This window comes from Pseudoalteromonas sp. JSTW (assembly GCF_013423925.1).
GTDB lineage: Bacteria > Pseudomonadota > Gammaproteobacteria > Enterobacterales > Alteromonadaceae > Pseudoalteromonas > Pseudoalteromonas lipolytica.
In genome coordinates, this window is sequence record NZ_CP058972.1 from 3230367 (window position 1) to 3253042 (window position 22676).

The 22676-nt window shown below is 37.7% G+C and carries 19 protein-coding genes; 3 read left to right on the top strand and 16 right to left on the bottom strand.

The annotated features are described in order from the left end of the window. The first annotated feature begins 314 nt into the window (after positions 1 to 314). The 3 genes from GZH31_RS14550 to GZH31_RS14560 all read left to right on the top strand — a co-directional run bounded on the left by GZH31_RS14550 (position 315) and on the right by GZH31_RS14560 (position 4353). Positions 315 to 1229, top strand: coding sequence for an NTP transferase domain-containing protein (locus tag GZH31_RS14550; protein ID WP_083633656.1), 915 nt, complete (start codon positions 315 to 317; stop codon positions 1227 to 1229). 13 nt (positions 1230 to 1242) lie between these two features. Then, the gene (locus GZH31_RS14555) at positions 1243 to 2322 is read left to right on the top strand and encodes a phosphotransferase enzyme family protein (protein WP_180311656.1); all 1080 of its coding nucleotides are present in this window, start codon (positions 1243 to 1245) and stop codon (positions 2320 to 2322) included. 657 nt (positions 2323 to 2979) lie between these two features. Continuing rightward, on the top strand, positions 2980 to 4353 hold the full coding sequence (locus GZH31_RS14560; RefSeq protein ID WP_180311155.1) for an MBL fold metallo-hydrolase RNA specificity domain-containing protein: 1374 nt from the start codon (positions 2980 to 2982) through the stop codon (positions 4351 to 4353). A gap of 95 nt (positions 4354 to 4448) precedes the next feature. On the opposite strand, the gene GZH31_RS14565 is transcribed toward GZH31_RS14560, so the two are convergent. The 16 genes from GZH31_RS14565 to GZH31_RS14640 form a co-directional block, all read right to left on the bottom strand. After that, on the bottom strand, positions 4449 to 4793 hold the full coding sequence (locus tag GZH31_RS14565; RefSeq protein ID WP_180311156.1) for a four helix bundle protein: 345 nt from the start codon (positions 4791 to 4793) through the stop codon (positions 4449 to 4451). 61 nt (positions 4794 to 4854) lie between these two features. Then, on the bottom strand, positions 4855 to 6987 hold the full coding sequence (locus GZH31_RS14570) for a YjbH domain-containing protein (RefSeq protein ID WP_180311157.1): 2133 nt from the start codon (positions 6985 to 6987) through the stop codon (positions 4855 to 4857). Positions 6988 to 7232: 245 nt separating this feature from the next. Next, positions 7233 to 8141 carry a UTP--glucose-1-phosphate uridylyltransferase GalU gene (galU, locus tag GZH31_RS14575; RefSeq protein WP_180311158.1) on the bottom strand — a complete coding sequence of 303 codons (909 nt, stop codon included), beginning with the start codon at positions 8139 to 8141 and terminating at the stop codon, positions 7233 to 7235. Positions 8142 to 9101: 960 nt separating this feature from the next. Continuing rightward, positions 9102 to 11066 carry a nucleoside-diphosphate sugar epimerase/dehydratase gene (locus GZH31_RS14580; RefSeq protein ID WP_180311159.1) on the bottom strand — a complete coding sequence of 655 codons (1965 nt, stop codon included), beginning with the start codon at positions 11064 to 11066 and terminating at the stop codon, positions 9102 to 9104. A gap of 214 nt (positions 11067 to 11280) precedes the next feature. Then, the gene (locus GZH31_RS14585; RefSeq protein ID WP_180311160.1) at positions 11281 to 11829 is read right to left on the bottom strand and encodes a sugar transferase; all 549 of its coding nucleotides are present in this window, start codon (positions 11827 to 11829) and stop codon (positions 11281 to 11283) included. A 23-nt stretch (positions 11830 to 11852) separates the two neighbouring features. Continuing rightward, entirely contained in the window at positions 11853 to 12758 is a 906-nt protein-coding gene (locus GZH31_RS14590) for an NAD-dependent epimerase/dehydratase family protein (protein ID WP_180311161.1), read from the bottom strand. After that, positions 12755 to 13972, bottom strand: coding sequence for a glycosyltransferase family 4 protein (locus GZH31_RS14595; RefSeq protein ID WP_180311162.1), 1218 nt, complete (start codon positions 13970 to 13972; stop codon positions 12755 to 12757). The genes GZH31_RS14590 and GZH31_RS14595 overlap by 4 nt, the downstream gene beginning before the upstream one ends. 4 nt (positions 13973 to 13976) lie before the next feature. Further along, a complete protein-coding gene (locus GZH31_RS14600; RefSeq protein ID WP_180311163.1) occupies positions 13977 to 14708 on the bottom strand; it encodes a 3-oxoacyl-ACP reductase in 732 nt (243 codons plus the stop codon). Next, positions 14708 to 15565 (bottom strand): UDP-3-O-(3-hydroxymyristoyl)glucosamine N-acyltransferase, encoded by an 858-nt coding sequence (locus GZH31_RS14605; RefSeq protein ID WP_180311164.1) that lies wholly within the window; start codon positions 15563 to 15565, stop codon positions 14708 to 14710. Before GZH31_RS14605 ends, GZH31_RS14600 begins: the two co-directional genes overlap by 1 nt. 8 nt (positions 15566 to 15573) lie before the next feature. Beyond that, on the bottom strand, positions 15574 to 16209 hold the full coding sequence (locus GZH31_RS14610) for a PIG-L deacetylase family protein (protein WP_180311165.1): 636 nt from the start codon (positions 16207 to 16209) through the stop codon (positions 15574 to 15576). A 136-nt stretch (positions 16210 to 16345) separates the two neighbouring features. Further along, positions 16346 to 17413, bottom strand: a complete 1068-nt coding sequence (locus GZH31_RS14615) for a glycosyltransferase (protein ID WP_180311166.1) — start codon at positions 17411 to 17413, stop codon at positions 16346 to 16348. A 1-nt stretch (position 17414) separates the two neighbouring features. Then, on the bottom strand, positions 17415 to 18713 hold the full coding sequence (locus tag GZH31_RS14620) for an O-antigen polymerase (protein ID WP_180311167.1): 1299 nt from the start codon (positions 18711 to 18713) through the stop codon (positions 17415 to 17417). After that, positions 18710 to 19726 carry a hypothetical protein gene (locus GZH31_RS14625; RefSeq protein ID WP_180311168.1) on the bottom strand — a complete coding sequence of 339 codons (1017 nt, stop codon included), beginning with the start codon at positions 19724 to 19726 and terminating at the stop codon, positions 18710 to 18712. The genes GZH31_RS14620 and GZH31_RS14625 overlap by 4 nt, the downstream gene beginning before the upstream one ends. Then, positions 19727 to 20998: a lipopolysaccharide biosynthesis protein gene (locus GZH31_RS14630; RefSeq protein WP_180311169.1), complete on the bottom strand. Its 1272-nt coding sequence runs from the start codon at positions 20996 to 20998 to the stop codon at positions 19727 to 19729. Beyond that, a complete protein-coding gene (locus tag GZH31_RS14635; RefSeq protein WP_180311170.1) occupies positions 20988 to 22079 on the bottom strand; it encodes a DegT/DnrJ/EryC1/StrS aminotransferase family protein in 1092 nt (363 codons plus the stop codon). Before GZH31_RS14635 ends, GZH31_RS14630 begins: the two co-directional genes overlap by 11 nt. Before the next feature lie 19 nt (positions 22080 to 22098). Further along, the gene (locus tag GZH31_RS14640; protein ID WP_180311171.1) at positions 22099 to 22674 is read right to left on the bottom strand and encodes an acyltransferase; all 576 of its coding nucleotides are present in this window, start codon (positions 22672 to 22674) and stop codon (positions 22099 to 22101) included. Between the last annotated feature and the right edge of the window lie 2 nt (positions 22675 to 22676).

Below are 22676 nucleotides of genomic sequence, written 5' to 3' on the forward strand. Positions count from 1 at the left end.
GCGCAGCAACGTCTCTTTTAAAATTCACGGCTAAAGCCCTTCCTACAAGTGACACTCATCTCACACGTGGGAGGCGTTTTAACGCCGAAAAAGTAAACCTGTTCAGCGACATTAAACAACCAGCTCAATTTAGCTCGCATCTCGCTTCTCGTAACTCGCGGCTTATTTATCTCGTTACTTATTTATCTCGCATCTCGCTTTTCGTAACTCGCTGCTTATTTATCTCGTTACTTATAATTTCAAGGTTCAAGCCCCTCCTACGCCGTAAATATTTCTGGTAAACTTTTCCTTTGTTTTTTCACTCTGAATGCGCAATGACACAACACTCTCTAACTTTAATCGTATTGGCGGGCGGGCTTGGTAGCCGTTTTGGTGGAAATAAGCAAATTGCTGAGATCCCAGGCCTTGGTTGTACCATTATGGAACTCAGTATTGCCGATGCAGTAAACGCGGGGGTAAGCCAAGTTGTCATCGTGATTAATAAAAAAATACGTGCAGAGTTCGAGGCTACCATTTTACCTCGCTTACCTAAATCACTCGATATTGTGCTCGTAGAACAAGAAATCACAACGATACCCGCTAAATTTAGCTCTTTAGCCACAACGCGCACTAAACCTTGGGGGACAGGCCACGCACTTTTATGTGCAAAACCGTTTGTTCATAACCCTGCCATTGTGATCACCGCCGATGATTATTACGGTGCTTCATCATTCGAGATTATCGCAGAACATTTTAAACACAACTCGCAGTGGGCAATGGTTGGGTACCCAATTAAAGACACGCTTTCAAAGCAAGGTGGCGTTAACCGAGGGGTATGTAAAGTAGATCAGCAAGGTTATCTTATCGATGTGGTTGAGTATTTAGATATAAAACGTGAGAACAACACGCTTTATGGCAATAACCCACACAGTGAACAATGCGAAATAGCGAATGATGCACTAGGCTCAATGAGCTTTTGGGGAATTACACCACGTATTTTTGAGTATTTAGAGAGTGGTTTTTCTGAGTTTCTAGAAGATAATGACAACGGTGTCACAAAAGAGTATTATTTGCCTGACCAAATCCAAAAAGCAATCAAAAACACATTTCAATCAGTGGCTGTCTACCAAGCTCAATCTGCTTGGTATGGTGTTACTTACAGATCAGAGCTAGAAAAGGTTTCAAAAAAGCTTTATGAATTACATCACGGACGAACTAACAACAAGCACACCTGTTCAAATGCAAATTAAAAGTGAATTTCCTATGAAGTCTAACCCAGTTGCAGCGCATTTATCTGAATGTTTTGGCCTAAACAAAGTGGATGTAAGTCTAAAACCAATTGGCAACGGCCACATCAACACCACAATGCTTTTAAAAACGGATGAACATGCGCTAGTTGTGCAAAAGCTCAATACCGATGTGTTTCCACACCCAGAGCAACTGGTCGAAAATGCACGTTTGATTGAACAGCATTTAACAGAAAAACACCAAAAAGGTGAGTATGATTTAGACATTATTCGCCATGTACCCACAATAAAAAATGACTTTTTGGTTGAGTACGATCACGGTGTATGGCGTGCACTCGAATTTATTGGCGGCAGTTACAGCGAAGATGTTGTTGCAACTATTTCGCAGGCACAAACTGCAGCCAATGCATTTGGACAATTCGCTTTAGCATTGCAAGACTTTGAAGCTGACCAGCTGCATCATGTCATTCCTAATTTTCATAATTTAGCGATGCGTTTTGACGCTTTCAAAAAGGTCATCGAACATGACCCAGCAAGCAGAGTTGCGCTTTGCCAAAGCGATATTGATTTTTGCTTAAACCAATATACGCTAGTCGATGAACTAAAAGAGCTTGAAGGTAAAATTCCACTTAGACCTTGCCATAACGACACGAAAATAAACAACATGCTTTTTTGTAAGCAGTCAGATGATGCCAAAGCCGTTATCGACCTAGATACCTGCATGCCAGGCTACTGGTTGTTTGATTTTGGTGACATGGTGCGTACATTCTGCTCACCAGAACAAGAAGACTCTACGAATTTAAACAACGTGCGCGTTCGCGAAGAGATCTTCGCCGCTATCGTAAAAGGTTATGTAGAACCGTTAAAAGAGGTTATTACCGACGCCGAAAAAGAAAGCTTTTGGCTTGGTACAAAAGTCATGACCTTTATGATAGGCCTGCGCTTTTTAACCGACTTTATCGATGGTGATAACTACTTTGCCACCAAGCATGCACACCATAACCTAGAACGTGCCCGCAACCAGTTTGCCCTATACCGCGATATTCTCGCCAAAGAACATACCCTTAAAGCGATTTTAGAGATAAATGAGGGATGAACTGAAGTAGAGGTTAAAAGTTAGAGGTTAGAAGTTAGAGGTTAGAAGTTAGAGGTTAGAAGTTAGAGGTTAGAAGTTAGAAGTTAGAGGTTAGAGGTTAGAGGTTAGAGGTTAGAGGTTAGAGGTTAGAGGTTAGAGGTTAGAAAGATAGAGGTTAGTCATCTTCGCGTGAAATAAATTTCACGCCTACATTAAACCGTAGGCGTTATGCTTGCATGGCGCGTTTGCGCAGCAACGTCTTTTATAGGATTCACGGCTAAAGCCCCTCCTACAAGTGACACACATCTCACGCGTGGGAGGCGTTTTAACGCCGAAAAAGCAAACCCCTTTAGCAATATCAAACAACCTTCTCGATTTAGCTGTACTAGCTCGCATCTCGTACTTCGTAACTCGTTACTATAACCCTTTCACGGCTAAAGCCCTTCCTACAAGTGACACACATCACACGTAGGAGGCGTTTTAACGCCGAAAAAGCAAACCTGTTCAGTGGTATTAAACATCCTTCACGGTTTAGCTCGCATCTCGCATCTCGCTTCTCGTAACTCGTTACTTATTTATCTCGTTGCTCGTTATGGTTACCTATGCCTTATCATCCGTTGCTCTAACAACCAATAACCTCTATGCTGAAAACTACCCCATTAATACCGAAGGTATATTATGCATATAAAACACCATGGAGCGGTGAACGGCGTAACTGGCTCATGCCACCAGCTATTCATAAACGACTCGGCTTCTTTACTTGTTGATTGTGGTTTGTTTCAGGGAGAAGAGAGCAAACACGATCTTAATATCGAATTTGATATTTCAACATTAAAAGCGCTTCTTGTTACCCATTGCCACATTGATCATGTTGGTCGTATTCCATACCTACTCGCAGCAGGTTTCAGAGGGCCTATTTATACCTCTTTGGCAAGTGCTAAACTATTGCCTATGGTGATTGAAGATGCTTTAAAAGTAGGCGTCACCCGCGATGAAAGCATGATCCGCACTTGCCTTAAATTGCTTAAACGACAAATTATTGCGATTGATTTTAATCAGTGGCATGTTCTCGATGACTTACAGCTAAAAACAAAGTTTCGTTTGCAGCGTGCTGGGCATATTTTAGGCTCAGCTTATATTGAAATTGAACTTGGCAGTAAACCAAATACACATCGCGTCGTTTTTTCTGGTGATTTAGGCGCCCCCTATACACCACTGTTACCTACTCCTAAGCCACCTTATAAAGCTGATACTCTCGTTATTGAGTCAACCTACGGTGATAAGAACCATCAAGGCAGAAAAGAGCGAGTAACAATGCTTAAAAAGGTTATTGAGCGAGCTGTAAGCGACAACGGAGTGGTGCTTATACCTGCCTTTAGTATTGGCCGAACGCAAGAGCTCCTATACGAGCTTGAACAAATTATTCATACCGCTAGTAAACGCTCCATGTGGCATACACTGCAAATTATTGTAGATTCCCCCATGGCGGCAAATTTCACGACTGAGTACCTGCACTTTAAAGAACTGTGGGACGACGAAGCTAAAAAAAGAATAAACCAAGGCCGCCATCCGCTCGATTTTAGCCAGTTACATACCATCGACACTCACCAAGAGCACCAAGCACTTATTAACTTTTTAGATTCTAAACAACAGCCTGCCATTATTATTGCAGCAAGTGGCATGTGCAGCGGTGGCAGAATTGTGAATTATCTAGCTCGCTTTTTACCAGACAAAACAACCGATGTCATTTTTGTAGGCTACCAAGGACAAGGAACTCTTGGGCGCGATATTCAAACCTATGGGCCACGCAATGGTTATGTATTTATAAATAACGAAAAAGTAACCATAAACGCACAAATCCACACAATTAGCGGCTACAGCGCCCACGCAGATCAAACCGGATTAATTAAGTTTGTAACCGGTATGCGTAAAAAACCCCGTTTAATTAAAATCGTTCATGGCGATGAACAAGCAAAACAGACATTAGCAGAAAAACTCGAACAGGTTTTAGGAAAAGAAATAGGAATAGAAATAGTAGCGAGTAGCGAGTAGCGAGTAGCGAGTAGCGAGTAGCGAGTAGCGAGTAGCGAGTAGCGAGTAGCGAGTAGCGAGTAGCGAGTAGCGAGTAGCGAGTTTACAAGAATACGTTAATTATTCTTAATTATGTAAATTAGCTTACCCAACATTTTACCTATTTCTTCACATTCATTTAAAATAAACAAATAGCTATCTTCTTGGAGGTAGCCTAACTCAGAAGCTAGCATGATTTGTGTTTTCAATTCACCAACTGAGCCTTTTGCTATTGAAAGAAAGTGAGCCCTTTCTTTTTGAGAAAAACGCTCATAACCTTCGGCAATGTTGCTCGGTATAGAAACCGAGCAACGACACATCTGATCCTTCAAACCATAATCTTTTAATGCATACAAGCTTTTGTAAACTAGAAGACTTAATTTAAAAGATCTTTTCCAAACATCAAGGTTTTCATAATACATAGCCACTCCTTGGCTTTTTTATTTAGCTCGCTTTTCGTAACTCGTTCCTCGTTACTCTGCGTTATTTATAACTCTCATACGCTTCTTTCATGCGCGCTAGGTTGTTGTAAATGTAGCTTGCATTTAAGCGGCCTTTATTAAACACCGTGTTATCGAGTGTGATTGATGATGTAGGCGCATAAGCTTCATTAAATATCAGGGTATTTACATCATTACCGATACGTGTGCCAACAGAAGTACGCCATGCAGCTTGGCCTTTTAACTGACCATAACGCGTAACATTCATGTCTTTACGTGGAGTAAGCGGAATGCTAATTGCAACACCTACTTTTTGCGATTCAGTATCTTGATAATATACACCTACGTAGCTGTCACCAAACCAAAAACGGCTTTCTAGCTTATAGCCACTGTCTTCGTAAAAATAATTACCGCCGGTGGCGTGTAAAGTAATATCGTGTTCTACCCAGTTGTATTGATAAGAAAGCGTTTGATACTCGCGAGTCGCTCTGTAATCAGCAAAATCAAAATAGCCTAATTTTGCACTTACTTTATGGCGACCTTCAGGGCTGAGCCATGCTGTTTCGTTAATAATCGCTTTGTAATCAAAAAAATCTTTATAAAAACCTATTTGCGTTTGGTTATAAAAACCAAACGGTAACGCAAAGGTTTGATACAAACTTGCATTTACAATGCCTTCGTCAAGGCTGTAATTATCAAATACTTTACGGTCTTCAAAGTCGTCACTTTCTTCAATGATAGTTTGCGCAGCCACATTAATACCCGCTCCTTTCCAAAGCGGTATATCAAGTGTTGCACGTGCACCTACCGAATAATCAAAAACACCAAACTCAGTAGCATATGTTGATGAAAGCACTGGGCTTACTGTTAAACGAGGCTTAAAGTATGGGCTTGCTTGTGCTTTACCTGCCCACACAACCCCCTCTGGGATACTCGCTCGACCATGTTGAATATTTAAGTCAGGGCTTATACCACGCTCTATAAAGGCACGGTAGTTATCAATATTTCCCTGAATGGCGATTAGTGGTAAATCCGACTTAGATAATTGAACACTAAAGTGCTTGTTTTCAATGCTAACATTTTCTGTAATGCGACCAAGTACAACACCTATCGCGTCTACATTGTTGCGGTTAAATACCGAGTTCTCAAAATTAATAAAAATTGTACTGGTGTTAAAACCAACTACCACATTTTCAAAGCCGTCATTTAATAAAGCATCTTTTAATTGCAGAACTTGGTCACCTAAATTTGCATTAGACAGCTCTTTAGGTGCTTTATTAATATTAGCAAGCGTTACTGCCGTAGGTTGCTCTGCAAGTTCTGGAGCCATGGCAGTATGAATAAACCCTACACCATGATCATTCACTTTAGCCATTGGTTTAGTGCTAACCGGTGCAACATATGGCGCTGGTTCAACAGGTTTATAATTACTTTTGGCTTCATCAGACAATGGCAGGCTAAAGTTAACACCCCAATAGGTATCTTTTTCTTCAGAAAAATCGGTACTGCTGTAAAAGCGGCTGGTTAAAGTAAGCTCACCAATATCGTAAAGCCACTTTTTAGGTACTGTAATACGTGCAGCTGCATTTACTGCTTCGGCATCGTACTCGGTTAATACACTAAACCACTCGAGTGGTTGCCACTCAACTCCCGCAAAGGCGCCGTCCATCATACCTGTACGCTTTTCGTTAGTACCAATACCGGCACTGAATCTAAAATCCCATAACTCTTTTGATGCCACTACATAATACGTTTCGTAGTTATTGGCTGCACCACCAATATCTTTAGCACCTACAGCCACACTAAACCAGTTTTTTGGAATATAAGGTAATTGATACTTAGCATTAAATGATAAATCACGTAACTGTCCACGACCTTCGCTTAAAAAAATATTGTCGTGCATTGTTTCTGCGGCAATCTGGCCACTGACTTCTAGGCCATCAAATAGCCCAGCAGAAAATATAAAGTTATGGCCGTCTAAATACTTAACACCTCTTAGATCTAGTTGATTGTTAAAACCAATATCTGCAGTACCTTTTAATTGTACTTCGGCATTAGGGGTATTTATTAAACCTGTGTAGCCAGAGAATGATTGATACGCTTTAATGTCGTCTGCAACAGCCGGCAAGCTTAATGCAGCAGCACAACTTAAAAACAAGGTATTAAATTTAGGCATAGGTGAGTCCGAGTTAAAATTATAAAATCCTTAATTAAAGTAAATATAACATTAGAATCAAAAAACAAGAAGATAGTACGAATTAAATAGTGGCGAGTTGCGTTGAACAAGATTTTGTTGGGGAGAGGATAAAGCAAGTGGTTAAAAGCTATTAACTAACTTCTAACCACTAAATGTGTGTGAATGTGTATGTGATCTGACTGCTGAAATCTAATATCTAACTTCTTATATTTGAAATCTTTTTGTTAAACCGCTTTAAGGTGCCTTTCTGTGGGGTTAACCATTTGTGTTATAAAACCAGTGAATTCAGCGCCTAGTTTTTCATCGCGCATGCTGTATTCAACAATGGCTTTTAAGTAGCCCAGTTTATCACCACAGTCGTGTGCACGGCCGCTCATGTGAAAAGCCTCAACTATTTCGTGTTTCATTAGTTCGTCGATTGCATCGGTTAATTGAACTTCGCCGCCAGCACCAGCGGGGGTTTTAGCCAGTAGTGGCCAAATAGCTTTCGACAATACATAACGACCAACAACCGCTAAGTTAGAAGGCGCATCTTCAGCTTTTGGCTTTTCAACCATGGTTTTAATAGGGGCGCTTTCGCCCGCTTTAATTTTTACACCGTTTATGTCGGCAATACCGTATTTGCTCACATCATCAAAGGCAACAGGTTCAAGCATAATTTGGCTTGCTTTAACCGCTTTAAAGCGCGTGATCATCGCAGCAATATTCTCAGTTTTTTGATCTGCCGTATACGCATCTAAGATTACGTCTGGTAATACAACCACAAAGTCGTTATCGCCAACAATCGGTTTAGCACACATTACTGCATGGCCCAACCCTTTAGCTTCGCCTTGGCGTACATGCATAATGGTTACATCTTCAGGGCAAATAGAGCGCACTTCTTCAAGTAGGGTACGTTTTACACGTTTTTCGAGTGTTGCTTCAAGCTCAAAGCTCGTGTCAAAGTGGTTTTCAATGGCGTTTTTAGAACTATGTGTTACGAGTACAATATCTTTAATGCCTGCAGCGACGCACTCACTTACTATATATTGAATAAGTGGTTTATCTACTAATGGCAGCATTTCCTTTGGAATAGCCTTAGTCATTGGCAGCATGCGAGTGCCCAGCCCTGCAACAGGAATAACAGCCTTCATATCAAATCCTTTATTTGTCGTTCGTTTAAGTCAACGTTAACAACTTAAAGCTTGATAGAAAGTGAATGGTTGTTTGAATGCGAGATGCGAGATGCGAGATGCGAGATGCGAGATGCGAGCAATATTATTCTGGAATATTAAAATTCAAATAAAAAGCGACAAAAACGTAGGCGTTATGCTTACATGGCGAGTTTGCACCAGAAGTTATTTTTTAAAATTCGCGGCTAAAGCCCCTCCTACAAGTGATACTCATCACACATTGTAGGAGGCGTTTTAACGCCGAAAAAGCAAACCTTTACAGCGGCATAAAACAGCCTTCTCGATTTAGCTTTACTAGCTCGCCTCTCGTAAATCGTTGCCTACAAGTGATACATATCACACATTGTAGGAGGCGTTTTAACGCCGAAAAAGTAAACCTTTACAGCGGCATAAAACAACCTTATCTACTTAGTTGTACTAGCTCGTATCTTGCTTTTCGTAAATCGTTGCCTACACCCCCTTCGCGCGAGATAATTTCACGCATACATTAAATCGTAGGCGTTATGCTTACATGGCGCGTTTGCATCGGAAGTTATTTTTAAAATTCGCGGCTAAAGCCCCTCCTACAAGTGATACTTATCACACATTGTAGGAGGCGTTTTAACGCCGAAAAAGCAAACCTTTACAGCGGCATAAAACAGCCTTCTCGATTTAGCTTTACTAGCTCGCCTCTCGTAAATCGTTGCCTACAAGTGATACACATCACACATTGCAGGAGGCGTTTTAACGCCGAAAAAGTAAACCTTTTCATCGGCATTAACAACCTTCTCTATACAAGCTCGAATCTCGCTTTTCGTAACTCGTTGCTTATAACCCTTTCGCCCGAAATAAATTTCACGCCTACATTAAACCGTAGGCGTTATGCTTGCATGGCGCGATTGCGTAGCAACCTTTATTTAAAAAAATGATCAAATATACTTTTTAATTTTTTAAATTAACTACCTTGCCTTGCTCTGCAAAGTCATTGATATTATGGCTTGATATTTGTTTAGCGTTCCAAACTAGGTCACAAATACCATCGGTCGGGTTAAAGCCGGTTGGTGCGTCTAACAATAATTGCCTTATGGTTTCGTGATCAAAGTTATGACAAGCGATATCAAGCGCCTCTAAAAATACGTTTAGCTCTGCTAGAGGCAGCATAACTTCATTTGCTGTCATAATGCGCTCATGCGAAGTTTCGCCTACATTGTCACCAATTAATAGCTCTTCGAACAGCTTTTCACCTGGGCGAAGGCCTGTACACACTATTTCTATATCACCATGCGGGTTGTTTTTATCTTTTACTTCAAAGCCAGATAAACGAATCATTTTTGTGGCTAAATCGATAATTTTTACCGACTCGCCCATATCAAGTACAAATACATCACCCCCTTTGCCCATAGCACCAGCCTGAATTACTAGCTGTGCGGCCTCTGGGATGGTCATAAAAAAGCGGGTAATATCTTGATGAGTTAACGTTATTGGGCCGCCTTCACGTATTTGCCTGCGGAATAATGGCACTACAGAACCACTTGAGCCTAAAACATTACCAAACCTTACCATACAAAACCGCGTGTTATGGTTCTTACCTTTATTTTGGGCCAAGCCTTGTAAACATAGCTCTGCCATACGCTTTGTAGCCCCCATAACATTAGTAGGGCGCACTGCTTTGTCGGTAGATATAAGCACAAAGGTTTCAACTTTGGCATTTACAGCGGCTTTAGCCGTGTAATAAGTACCAAAAACATTATTGCGTACACCTTCAACAACATTGTGTTCAACTAAAGGTACATGCTTGTAGGCTGCGGCGTGATAAACAGTTTGTACACCAAACGCTATCATTACTGTTTCAATTCGGTTAATGCGCTGTACAGAGCCCATAATTGGGATTAGCTCAACATTAAGTTGGTTATTAGCTATATACTCTGCTAATTCTTTTTCTATTGAATATAAACCAAACTCACTTAACTCGAACAACACAAGCTTGGTTGGTTTTTGCTTTACTATTTGGCGGCATAACTCAGAGCCTATTGAGCCACCGGCCCCCGTTACCATAACCACTTTATTTTTAATATTAGCGGCCAATAAATGCGCCTTTGGTGCCACACAATCGCGACCTAATAAGTCTTCTATTTCAACATCTCTAAATTCAGAAAGCTTAGCTTTACCTTCTATTACATCGGCCATACCTGGAATAGAAAGCACCTTAATAGAAAGCGGCTCAAGCTGCGCTAAAATTTGTTTACGACGGGCTCGGCTCTCACTTGGCATAGCCAATAAAACCTTACTTACCTTACCTCTGTTTATTAGGTCGTAAATATCTTTAAAGGCAATAACAGGAATACCTTGAATAATAGAGCCCTGCTTTGTTTCGTCGTCGTCTATAAAAGCGCGAACAAAGTACTCAGGCCCTGCGCCCAGCGCTGTGGCTAATTGGCGACCCGACGAACCCGCACCGTAAATAATAACAGACTCTTTATTTGCTGTTGTTAATTTACCAATCATCGCACGTACAACAATACGTGCCCCACCCACGGTAAGTAAGCACAGCCAAGCAAAAATAAACGGCATAGTACGCGGGATTTCTACACCAATAAAAAAAGCAAAAAGTACCAAAGCAACCGTACTAATAAGGGTGCCAAGCACAATGGCCCACAAAGCTTGCGAGTTCATATAACGCAGCACTGCACGATACAAACCTAAATTAATAAAAGTAAACAGTGCAGTTGGCACAAGTAGTAAAAGTAACATCCAGTTGTCTGCTTTACTAAGCGGTGCAATGCTATCGAGCCTAACTATTAACGCAAGCCAAAACGCTGATATTATAAATAGCGAATCGATAAAAAGAGTAATAATGCGCTTAGTTGCACGCGAAGAATTTAAAATAGAGCGAATAATATTATCCACAACAAGTTCCCTGTCTTGTTTTTGCCGATTAACATACCAACTTAAGCTGACAGCCAGCTTAACAGTTGTTAAATTTTCATGAATTATAGCTGAACTAAATGAATCTAGCTACCAAACTAATACAATATCATTAGCATTTGATTTTTATGAAAATTTGAATTAAATCTTGGGTGCGAGTCCTCTTGCAACTCAGTGGACACCTAAACTTTGGTTACTATTTAACACGATCACCGCTCCCACTCCCCGTAACTGTCATTAAAATATATTTAAAATAACTCGATAGAGTAAGGGTGTCGATCATTTCACGATCCGTTTGTGCGAGGAGTTCTGGGGTAGACATATCAATTTCGTTTACTTGAGCAAGGCCGGTAATACCTGGGCGGACAGAATAAACATTTTTAGCTTCGCGCGCTAGTGTTAGCTCTTCTTGGTTAAATAAACCAGGGCGCGGTCCAACCAAACTCATTTCACCTTTTAGTACATTCCAAAGTTGTGGTAACTCATCTAACTTTGTTTTACGCAAAAAACCACCAAAAGGTGTAATTGAGGCTGTACTTGCTAAATGACTGGCAACAGAAGCTGTATCAACCTTCATTGTTCTAAATTTAACAAGAGTAAATGGTTTTTTATGTCGCCCTACACGCTCTTGTGTAAAAATAGGCGAACCTGTATCAAACAAGCCTATAACGTATAAAATAACTAAAAATGGTAAAGCTATAAGCAAACCAAATAAAGCAAAGAAAAAGTCGAGTAAACGTATCATTTTATAAATCCATTAGTTTCTTGTTAAGAGCGTTTAGCAGCAAGTTTAAAGCCATGTTCGACAGAGTAAGGCGGAGACCAGTTAAGCGTATTTTTTGTATGTGTTATATCTAACTGAAGTGAACCCGTTAGCCTGTCAACAACATCTTTTTTACCAAATAAGCTACCTGCTAATTTAAAGCACCAAACAGGCACTGGAAGCGCCAAGTTTGGCTTGCATTGAACCTTTGCCATTAGCGCGACCATTTCTGCCGTTGATAAATCGTGATCATCACTTACTAAAAACTTTTGATTAGCGGCACTCGGATGGCGTATGCACACTTGTATTAAATCAACTAAATTATAAATCGATACTAAGCTTCGTTTATTATTAATTAATCTAAATGGTAACGGAAACCCTTTACCAACAAATTTCATTAATGAAGCAAAATTAGCTTTGACATTTTCACCATAAACAAGAGGGCTTCTAATAATAACAACCTCAATATCATTATTTTTAGCAACTTGTTGAATATACTGTTCAGATAAAAGCTTGCTTTTCATAGTATTAGGTAAGCTATCAACTTCAATTTGAGAATCAATTTGTATAGTATCTTTACATTCTTTATATATATTCGCAGAACTTAAAAAAATAAACCTTTTTACATTAAGTGAAACTGCACGCTCAATGACCTTTTTAGTTAACTCAAAATTTATATAATTAGCTTCACTGTCAGAGAAATGGTTGTGTGCGGCTCCGACAAGGTGAATAACAGTATCAGCATTTTCATGCGTATTAGTATCAAAAAAATCTGATTCTGATATTGATTTATTCTTACCAGATAGCTCTTCTCTGCATAAAGAATAAACTTTGCATGAATTTTTTAGCAAACTTTCGTGTAAGTGCTGCCCTATAAAACCACTGCCTCCAGTCAGAATTACTTTATTCATCCTACTAAACTTTCCATCAGTGATTCATAATTTTTAGCAAGTTGAGCATAAGAGTGCTGTCTCCGAACAAATTCAGATGAATTTATAGAGAAGTTTTCTTTGTTTTTATGGAAGTCAATAACTTTATTGGCTAACGACAAATAATCATTAGCTGGGAAGTTGATCTCACACCCTGCTTTTTCTAAAGGGTTATTTGGAGAGTCTATTCCATTAAATACTAATTTATCGTGCATCATATAATCAAATATCTTATTTGGTGAAATACCAAATTTATAAAGTTCTTTTGGCATAGCGTTAATAAACATTGCATCACATGAATCTATTACATATGGCACAAAATTTTTAGGAACCTTACCAAAAAAAACTACATTATCTAACTGCAACTCAGCCACTCTTTCTTCTAGCGCTTTTTTCTGAATTCCATCACCAACTAACAAAACACCAATATTATATTTCTTAAATTTTTCAGCTGCATTTATTAAAGGCATTAAATTATTCGGTATACCTAACGCACCAGTATAACCTATAACAGTATCAAAATTTGAAATTGCGATACTAAGCTGTGACTTCAATGATGAATTTTCAGATTCTTTTTCATGCTCACTTGATAACTCAATACCATTTGGAATACAGCTAAACTTTCCTTTTTTAAGACCTTCATTTAAGAAGAATGATTCAGAGTTTTCTAATAACGATACACAGTGATCACATTTTTTATAGCCAAACTTCTGAAACGCATTAATTAAAACACTAAGAGGATGATATTTAGATATTCCAACTAACTCTTGGAGGCTTAAAGGCCAAATATCTCTTACTTCAAGAATTAGTTTCGCATTGTATTTTTTACTGTAATACTTTGCTGCCAACAGATGAAAAGGATGCGCTGTTGAAGCAATAATAACATCAGGGGGATTTATTTTGCTAAAAGTCCTAAAATGCTTCCCAAATAAACCCAAACCAAACATTAGCATATTAAGTAAGCGCTTTACTCCATTGCCCTGATAGTCGATAGAGTTTTGAAGAAAATATTTCACTCCTTCTACATCAACAAGACCTGGTTTTTTAAAAGGTAATGAGCAAAGGTGATGCTTTAATGATGAAATAACTGTTGTGTTATGACCTAACTTGTTAAAGTGTTTTGCGAGATAATAAGGCCTGAAAGACATTCCATACTTAGGGCTGCCCGCATAAGGATGTATATACCAAATATTCATAAAATTAACACATATACTGGCCGCCATTAACAGAGATTGTTTCTCCCGTTAATGACATACCACTTTCAGCGATCATCAAAGCTGCTTTAGCTAAGTCGTCTAATAAAACTAATTGCTTCGTCGGTATATTACCTTTGATTTTTTCAAGAATATCCTCTCTCATACTCTCAACCATAGGTGTCATTGTATAACCAGGGGCTATAACATTTACCGACACGCCCTTCGGTGCTAACTCTTGAGCCAGAGACTTAGAAAAACCAATAATCCCCGCCTTAGCAGCAGAATAATTACACTGACCAAACTGCCCTTTTAAACCATTAATAGAACTAATATTAATGATTCGACCAAAACCATTCTCAACCATTGAGCGCGCAATTGGTTGAGTAACAGAAAACAAAGACGTTAAATTAGTATTTATTACGTTATCCCACTGTTCTGACTTCATCTTTAAAAAAGTTGAATCGGCGGTAATCCCTGCATTATTAATCAAAACATCAACATTGGATTTTCCTAATAAAGCCGATAACTGAAGCTCAACTTCATTTCTATTGTTAAGGTTCAGAGGTAAAAAAGTGATATCGTTTGAGCTAAGTTCATTTTCAAATAACCAACTGTCTAATGTTTCTTTTGTTTTATGAGTATGAGTAACAAAAGCGTGATAACTCTTATTAACAAAAGCTTTAACTAAAGCAGTTCCAATCCCACCCGTACCACCTGTAATCAATACTGTTTTCATCAGCTTCTCCTTATTACTTTAGCAGGCACACCAGCAACTGTATGTCCCGATTCTACATTTTTTGTCACGACACTACCTAAGCCCACAACAGCAAAGTCACCAATGGTTATTTTTTGCATTGTAGAGGAGTTCGGACCCATCCATACCCCTTCTCCTAAAGTTACTCCACCACTTAACTCTGTGCAGGCAGTTAAAATTGAGTTTTTCCCTATTTGACAATTATGAGCAATGTGAACTAAGTTATCTGTTTTAACTCCATCACTTACGATAGTGTTATCGAGCGCACCAACACAAACACTATTTAAAGCACCTATTTCAACATTACTACCAATAATAACCCTACCAAGGTGAGGGAACCGAATCCATGAACCATCCGCATTTTTTTCAAAGCCAAAGCCTTGAGCGCCAATCACGGTATTAGATCTAATAATTGTATTGTCACCAATTACAGAACCTTTGTGAATGGTTACGTTATGTTCAATTACAGTGTTCTTCCCTATATTAACGCCCGGCTCTATAATAGCTGAGTCAGCTATTATAGCTGTTTGATGTATACATGATTTACCTGAATCATTTACAAGTATTGAAACATCAACTAAATATTGTAATGCTCTGCAAAAATCTAAACGAGGATTATCTGAAATAATTAATGACTCTGCGTTGTTATCTATATCACCAATAACTATTCCATTTAGGTACTTGTCTTGGTTCTTAGTTGAAAATTTTAAAACCGATGAGCTTTCATTAGATAAACTACCAACTGTTAAGAGCAATTGAGATTTGCTGCCTTTAAGCTGCAAACCTAAAGCCTCAGCTAACTCTAAGGCTGTTATTTTACCTTCAACTTTGTATTGCATTTGCGTCCCTATAAAAACATTCTTATCACTTCAAAACACTCGGCATACTCTGCACCAACTTGTACACCTCGGGTTTTAGCTAAAGAAAATGTGAAGTCTCTGGCTAAATAATTACGTTTCCCTTGAGACTCATATTGTTCTAAAGCTTTTTGCTTAGCATCAATATGTTTTTCTTCTAATTTTACAAAACACTTAGTATCAAAAGTTAAATTATTCCAAATTAACTCATAGCCTAAAATCGTTGTGTTTTTAAATGCCCTTAAAGTCTCTTGGGCAATCGTTGAGTGATCTTGATGAATATCATGCAGTGATGGGGTGAGAACTAAATCAAATGAAGATCGATTCCTAAGGGCTATCAAATCCTCAAGTATTTGCTGCCTATGATAACTCAACTTCCGAACTTGATAATTAAATATAATTAAATTTTCAGGCTTTATCCCTAACTGAGCAGTTGCTTTTACTACTTCTGTTTTTAATATATCTTTAGGCAACCCATCTGGTACAGACTCTTCAGCTGTAGAAAAAGCAACATATGTAACTTTTGCACCTAACCCAATCAATTTAGCTATTGTTGCACCTGCGCCTAACTCACCATCATCTGTATGTGGCGCTAAGACTAAAACATTCTTATAAAAATCCAACATTTATCAACCCTAAAGAAAAAGATACATAGTATATTTATATCAATTAAAAGATAACTATTAAAACAAAGTTAAGAGGACACAAGAGTAATAAACTGCCATATCAAATAGAGATAAGCAGCCAACCAAAGAAGAACATCTAACTCCCTTTGCTTAAATAACTATAGGCTTCAATCATTTTTTTTAATGACGTCGCCCACGTATAATTTCTGATTACATGTTCCCTACCCTCTCCCCCCATCCTTTCCCTTAATGATTTATCCATAACCAAATTCTTTAACTTTAAAGAAGCTTCATGTGGATTATTTCTAGGAACAACAAAGCCTGTCACACAATCTATTGTAACTTCTTTCGGTCCATCAGCATCAGAAACTACAACAGGTATGCTACAAGCACTTGCTTCAAGTATAGCGACTCCAAAACTTTCAAATCTACTTAGCGCAACATAAATGTCGAAATTATTTAAATAATATGGAACTTGAGAGTGAGAAACTTGACCTAAAAATTTAACTTTATCAGTAATCTCTAATGATGAAGCTAAATCTTTTAATTTACATTCATCAACTCCTCCTCCGACTATTTCGAGCTTTACTTTTAAGTTAGAAGGAAGTTCCATTAAAAGCGATTTAAACGCATGCAAAAGAACATCAATTCCATAATTAAAAGATAAAGTTTTAACAGTACCTATAATAATCTCATCACAACTATTTTTTCGAACTTCTCGAAAAGCTTCAGTATCAATTCCAAATGGGGTTATGAAAATTTGTTTATTTTTATTAAACTTTCTTATTTGAGTAGCCATACATTCACTCGTAGATGCAAGAGCGTTGTATTTTGATAATATAAACTTTAAATAATATTTATGAAAAATAGTTTTAAAAGGGAACTTATAAACATCGCTCCCCCAAATCGATAATAAGGATGGGTAGCGCTTATGAAAAGCACCTAAAGTTCCATAGCCTGTAGCATAATGAACATTTAGCACATCTGGATTTATTTTCTCCAGCAAGCTATTAAACTCAAAAATATTGAGAAAGTAACCAAGTGGTGCTTTAAATGGGAGCGTATAATGTTTAACTCTATCATCATAACCATCCAAAGGTTTATGCATAGATACTAGATGAATATCAACTCCATTTAACGCCAACCCATTAGCCCAACGAAGAGTATGAATTGAATTACTGTCTGTTAATAGTAACACTTTCATATTACCCTTTCCCTTTATTAACTTTGCATATAAAAAGACCAATTAAAAAAAATGGAAACACTTGATACACTAATCCAACTGGCCATAAAAAACTATAAAATGATGATGCTACATAAAAATGAGAGTAAAAAAGACCATAAACACCAATAAAAGTAACCGAGAAAAAATCTGACTCCCTAATACTTTCAAAGAAAGAGTAATATATACCAACAACGAATCCAGAAATAATAACCCCATAAATCCCGAACAACCCATATGCCTCACCAACAGCAAAAGAAGATAAAGCCCCTGATGTCTCTGCATACTCAGGGACATAATAATCAATTAAACGTGCGTAAGGTGATTGAAAAGTCTCACCTACTAAAGCAGCTAAAGAATTCGATATACCTGATAGATACAAAAACTCATGAGTTTCGAAATAATGAACAGCCATCACACTTCCAGTAGCTTGAGTACTTGTCCTATGAAGAATAATATCAAATAAATACTGATTATTAACGATTTTATCTTGATTAACCAAGATATACATTATTGACACTAAAAAAAAGGCTAAAACAGGTGTGAATAGTGTTATTTTTTTGGTGAGTTTACCACCGGAAAAAATATAAATTCCAATCAAGCCAAAAAAATAAAAGAATAGGACCGACTTTTCAAAAAACCAAATAGAACACAAAACCCCTAAAACCAAACTAACCCAATGAAAAACCACATCAATTGATTTATATTCCGCTCTTCTATTTATGTACAAATAAAAACTTAAATAGCTAAGCATTGGAATCCATGACTTCAGAACTAATTTATTAAAAGTAAAGAAACCTCCACCATGTGTGTAATTAGAGCGCAACACTTCTAGTTTGGAGGTAGAGAACTTTAAAAGCCCTATTAACCCACCATCAAAACGAATAGACACAAATATAAAGTATAATGATGATATCAATATTAAAGAATTCAGAGTAAAAAAGGCTCGTCCATAATTTATCTTATAGTTAAATTTACTTACTCCCACGGAGAAAAGTGGCGTTAGCAACTTACAGGTCAGCAGAAAAATAACAATAAAAACAAAAGCAAATAAAGCGGCAATATTAAAATAACTATCATTATTTAACTGCCCTAAAATATAATGATCTTTATACCTTCCATCATAAATATAATATAAATATGGAATCATGGTTAACAAAAGAAAATCTCTATAAAAAGTTAACCTAAATATATCTGGCTTAACAAAGAAACTTTCACTTTTGTAAAAAATAATTTTGCAAACTAGGAAAGAAATAACAATAAATAAAGAAACAGTAATCAAAGAGTTATCTCTCTACTTTTTGAATTAATAATTAAGTCTCGTCGAAGCTCGGAGGTATTGACTCCCTCTAATGAATTACGTGTTAAGCTTGAGCTCATTACATGATCGAATTCCAATAAAAAATTATTTTCATTGTCAAAATAATTAAAAATATATTTACCGCAAAGAATATAGTCAAAAACCTTCGTACCAAACTCGTAATCAGGGTCTCTTACAACAGTTAAACACATATCTGCTTTCAATATCACCTCATACATTTCCATTTTTTCCATTCGCGGTAATATTTGAATAGTTATATTATTATAGTTTTTATCTAACAAGTAGCACTTTATCCAATCATTTCTATCCATTGAAGAACCTATAAGCTGGATTACAATGCTATATTTAGTTCTATTCGCCTCTTCATAAAGCTTATCTAGAATATTAATAACTTTTTCTTTACCATATTCAGAAAATTGACCTGCGCAACATAAGATAAATTCATTTTCTTTTATATCATTTTTATGAACAATCTTCTTTTTAATTTTTGACACTACATCATAATCAACACGTGAAATACCATTTGGTATATAAGTTAAATTTACATTAGAAAGTTGTTGCAAGTAACCAACCAAACCGGGAGTGCATGTAATTCTTCTGTAAGCTAACTTTAAAGCCTGCCGCTCAATCAACTGCCCTATAAAAGCTTTTAACTTATTTGGCCTAGCCATCCCACCATATCCTGTCTTCATAGCTATTGACCAACCATCACGCACATCTAAAATTATTTTTATAAAAGGCAATAAGAACAACCACCAATTTGAAAATGGAGGCATACTAATAAACACATATTTATATCTATATTTAAAGATATATACAAACAGCCTCAACTTCTCAGAGATCGTATTAGGTACATACACTTCATTTATACAATAGCCTGATTCTTTATAATATTCTTTAAATGTTGTAATCCTTTCAAAAGATGGTTGACCTACTTTAATTCCTCGAGGTATTAAAAATAAAATTTTTTCCATTTAAGAATCCAAATCACTAATCATTTTCAAAATAATACCAATATAAATTAAGTAGAATAAAAAGCCACTTAAAGCGTATATCTCACCGACCCAATCAGGGAAGTACAGCAAAGAAAAAATCACGCCCCCACCTCGTAATAACAAACCAAAAAGCTGCAAAAACAAAGCAACCCCCTGCAAGCCGCATATGTGAAGAGAAATTGAAACAGGGGATGCTATAAACTGAATATAGAACCAAGGTATCATCCAAGAAATTAAGAAACCGGTTCTCTGCCAATCCTCTCCAAAAAAAACAGGGACGAGAAATGGTGAACAAACTCCAATTAATAAGAAAGGAATAAGGCCAACCTTAAGTAAATTGAAAATTATTTTTCTAGTAAAAACTTTTAAGTCACCGTTCTGATGTTTAACAGCCGCATCTGAGAGGTAAACTTGTGCCACTGATCCCCCTATAAGACCCATTGGGGCAGACAGCAATCTCATAGCTAGCATCAAAAAACCAGCCTCTTCACCTATCGCAAATGAGGCAATAATAAGCAACGGAAGCTGTATGCCTGCACTATTGAATAGGGCTTCCCAAGTTGATATTTTAGGAAAACGATCATAACGGGTGAAAGTGCCCTTTAACTTAATAATTTTAAAGCTTTTCCAATTAAGCTTATGACTGCTCAGGAAACTCTTTAATAATCCATAAAAACCTGCACCAGAGTTTACTATTTGTCCTATCAATAATCCTATCGGAGCCAATCCAAAAGAACCACAGCCTATTTGAATTGCAACAGCGCTTAGCGATTGACTCATACGAGTTTTCGCAATTAGTTTGTACCCCTTAACTCTTGTAGTCCAAAACTGTAATGCTTTATAAAGCCCAGCAAAAAAAACTCCGATGGGTATTAACCATAGATATTCATTCAATCTATTATTGGTCAAATCATTGATTTGCGATTCGCCAACAAATACAACAACTAGAGAAAGAATCGTTATAAAAACAACACTAAGAATAGAAAGAGCAAGTAACTGTATTGCAGTTTCTTCATCTTTTGGTATTGGTATAGCTATTTCGAATCGCAAGCAAGATACAACCATTAGTATTGCTAATATCGAGCTGAACGTAGCTAACACAGTAAAATCTTCAGGTGTGTATAACCGCGTTAAAATAGGTAGAGCTATTATGCCTATTAATTGGGAGAAAGCTGTACCACCAACCAATATCCCAATATTTTTAACTATTGGGATATTTAGTATTCTCGAAAAATACTGTTTATTTAACATTTAACAGTTCTGTTGAAGAAAGATACCCATGCATAGGCAAACTAAATACTGATTTAGCAAGCTTTTCTGCAATCGGAAAGTCACCAGCTTGATAACCTAAATGACTAAATGCACTCTGCTCATGCATACAGGTTCCATAGTAAACCATCGTCGGTATGCCATGCTCTTTATACTTCGCCATTTCAACATCACGGCTATCTGACACTATCGTATATTGTGCCCATGAACTAACATAACCTAATGGAACTTGAGGCGTTTTGTATTTTGATGCTAATTGAGCCTCGTAATTTGCAGCTGCTTTATTACGGTTAATAAGCTCGGTTGGGAACTCTGCTAGCTTCTCCAGTAAAATTGCCGCTTGAATCGTATCAAGGCGAGAGTTCATACCAATGCGTACATTATCGTACTTGTCTTTGCCTTTTCCATGTACACGGTACGATTTTAGTAACTCTGCATACTCATCATTATTAGTAAAAACAGCACCACCATCGCCATAACAACCCAAAGGCTTAGCTGGGAAGAAACTCGTAGTGGCTATATCGCCAAAGCTACCAGCTCGTTTGCCATCAATTTCACCACCAAACCCTTGCGCCGCGTCTTCAACTAGCTTTAAATTGTACTTATCTGCTATTTTTTGAATCTCGGGGTAATTTGCTGGTAAGCCAAATAAATCAACCGCAATAATCGCTTTTGGCGTTAATTTACCCTCAGCAATCGTCGCCTGTATACGCTTCTCTAAATCGACAGGGCAAATATTGAATGTTGCCTCATCTGAATCAACAAATACTGGAGTTGCCCCCTCGTACGCGATTACTTCTGCCGTTGCAAAAAAGGTAAATGTTGGGCAAAAAACAGCATCCCCTTCTTTGATACCTAACACCATCATAGCAAGCGTTAAAGCATCTGTACCGTTTGCACAGGTAATGGCATGCTTAACACCCACATAGCTTGCAAGCTGGTCCTCAAGCTCTTGCACTTCTGGCCCCATTATATAATGGCCATGGTCTAACACTGTTTGTATACGCTTATCTATTTTAGTTTTTAAGTGCTGGTATTGCGCAGCTAAATCTATGAATTGCATTTATGAGTACTTCTAAAAATTATTGAATCGAAACAAAGCCGTTTTCTAATTTGTATTGCTCACCTGTGTGCTCACATGTAGCAATAGCGTTCCCTTCAAGTGGCAAGTCTAATTGCTCACCATACTTGCTTATCCAGCCTATTTGTTTAGCAGGTACACCTACCATTAACGCAAAAGGCTTTACATCTTTATTAATCACAGCACCAGCACCAACGAGAGAGTATTCACCTATTGTCACACCGCATACTATTGTGCAGTTAGCGCCAAGTGTTGCACCTTGCTTAACAAGCGTATTGCGATATTCTGTTTTACGCTCTATAAATGAGCGCGGGTTATAGACATTAGTGAACACCATACTAGGGCCGCAAAACACATCATCTTCTAGGTAAACATTATCGTAAACCGACACGTTGTTTTGTATTTTAACGTTATTGCCAATGGTTACTTTATTACCAATAAATACATTTTGACCTAGCGAGCAGCCCTCACCAATTTCAGCACCACCACATACGTGAACAAAGTGCCAAACACGTGTATTTTCACCAATTTTTGCGCCATCATCTACAATGGCACTATCGTGTACATGATAATTCATGG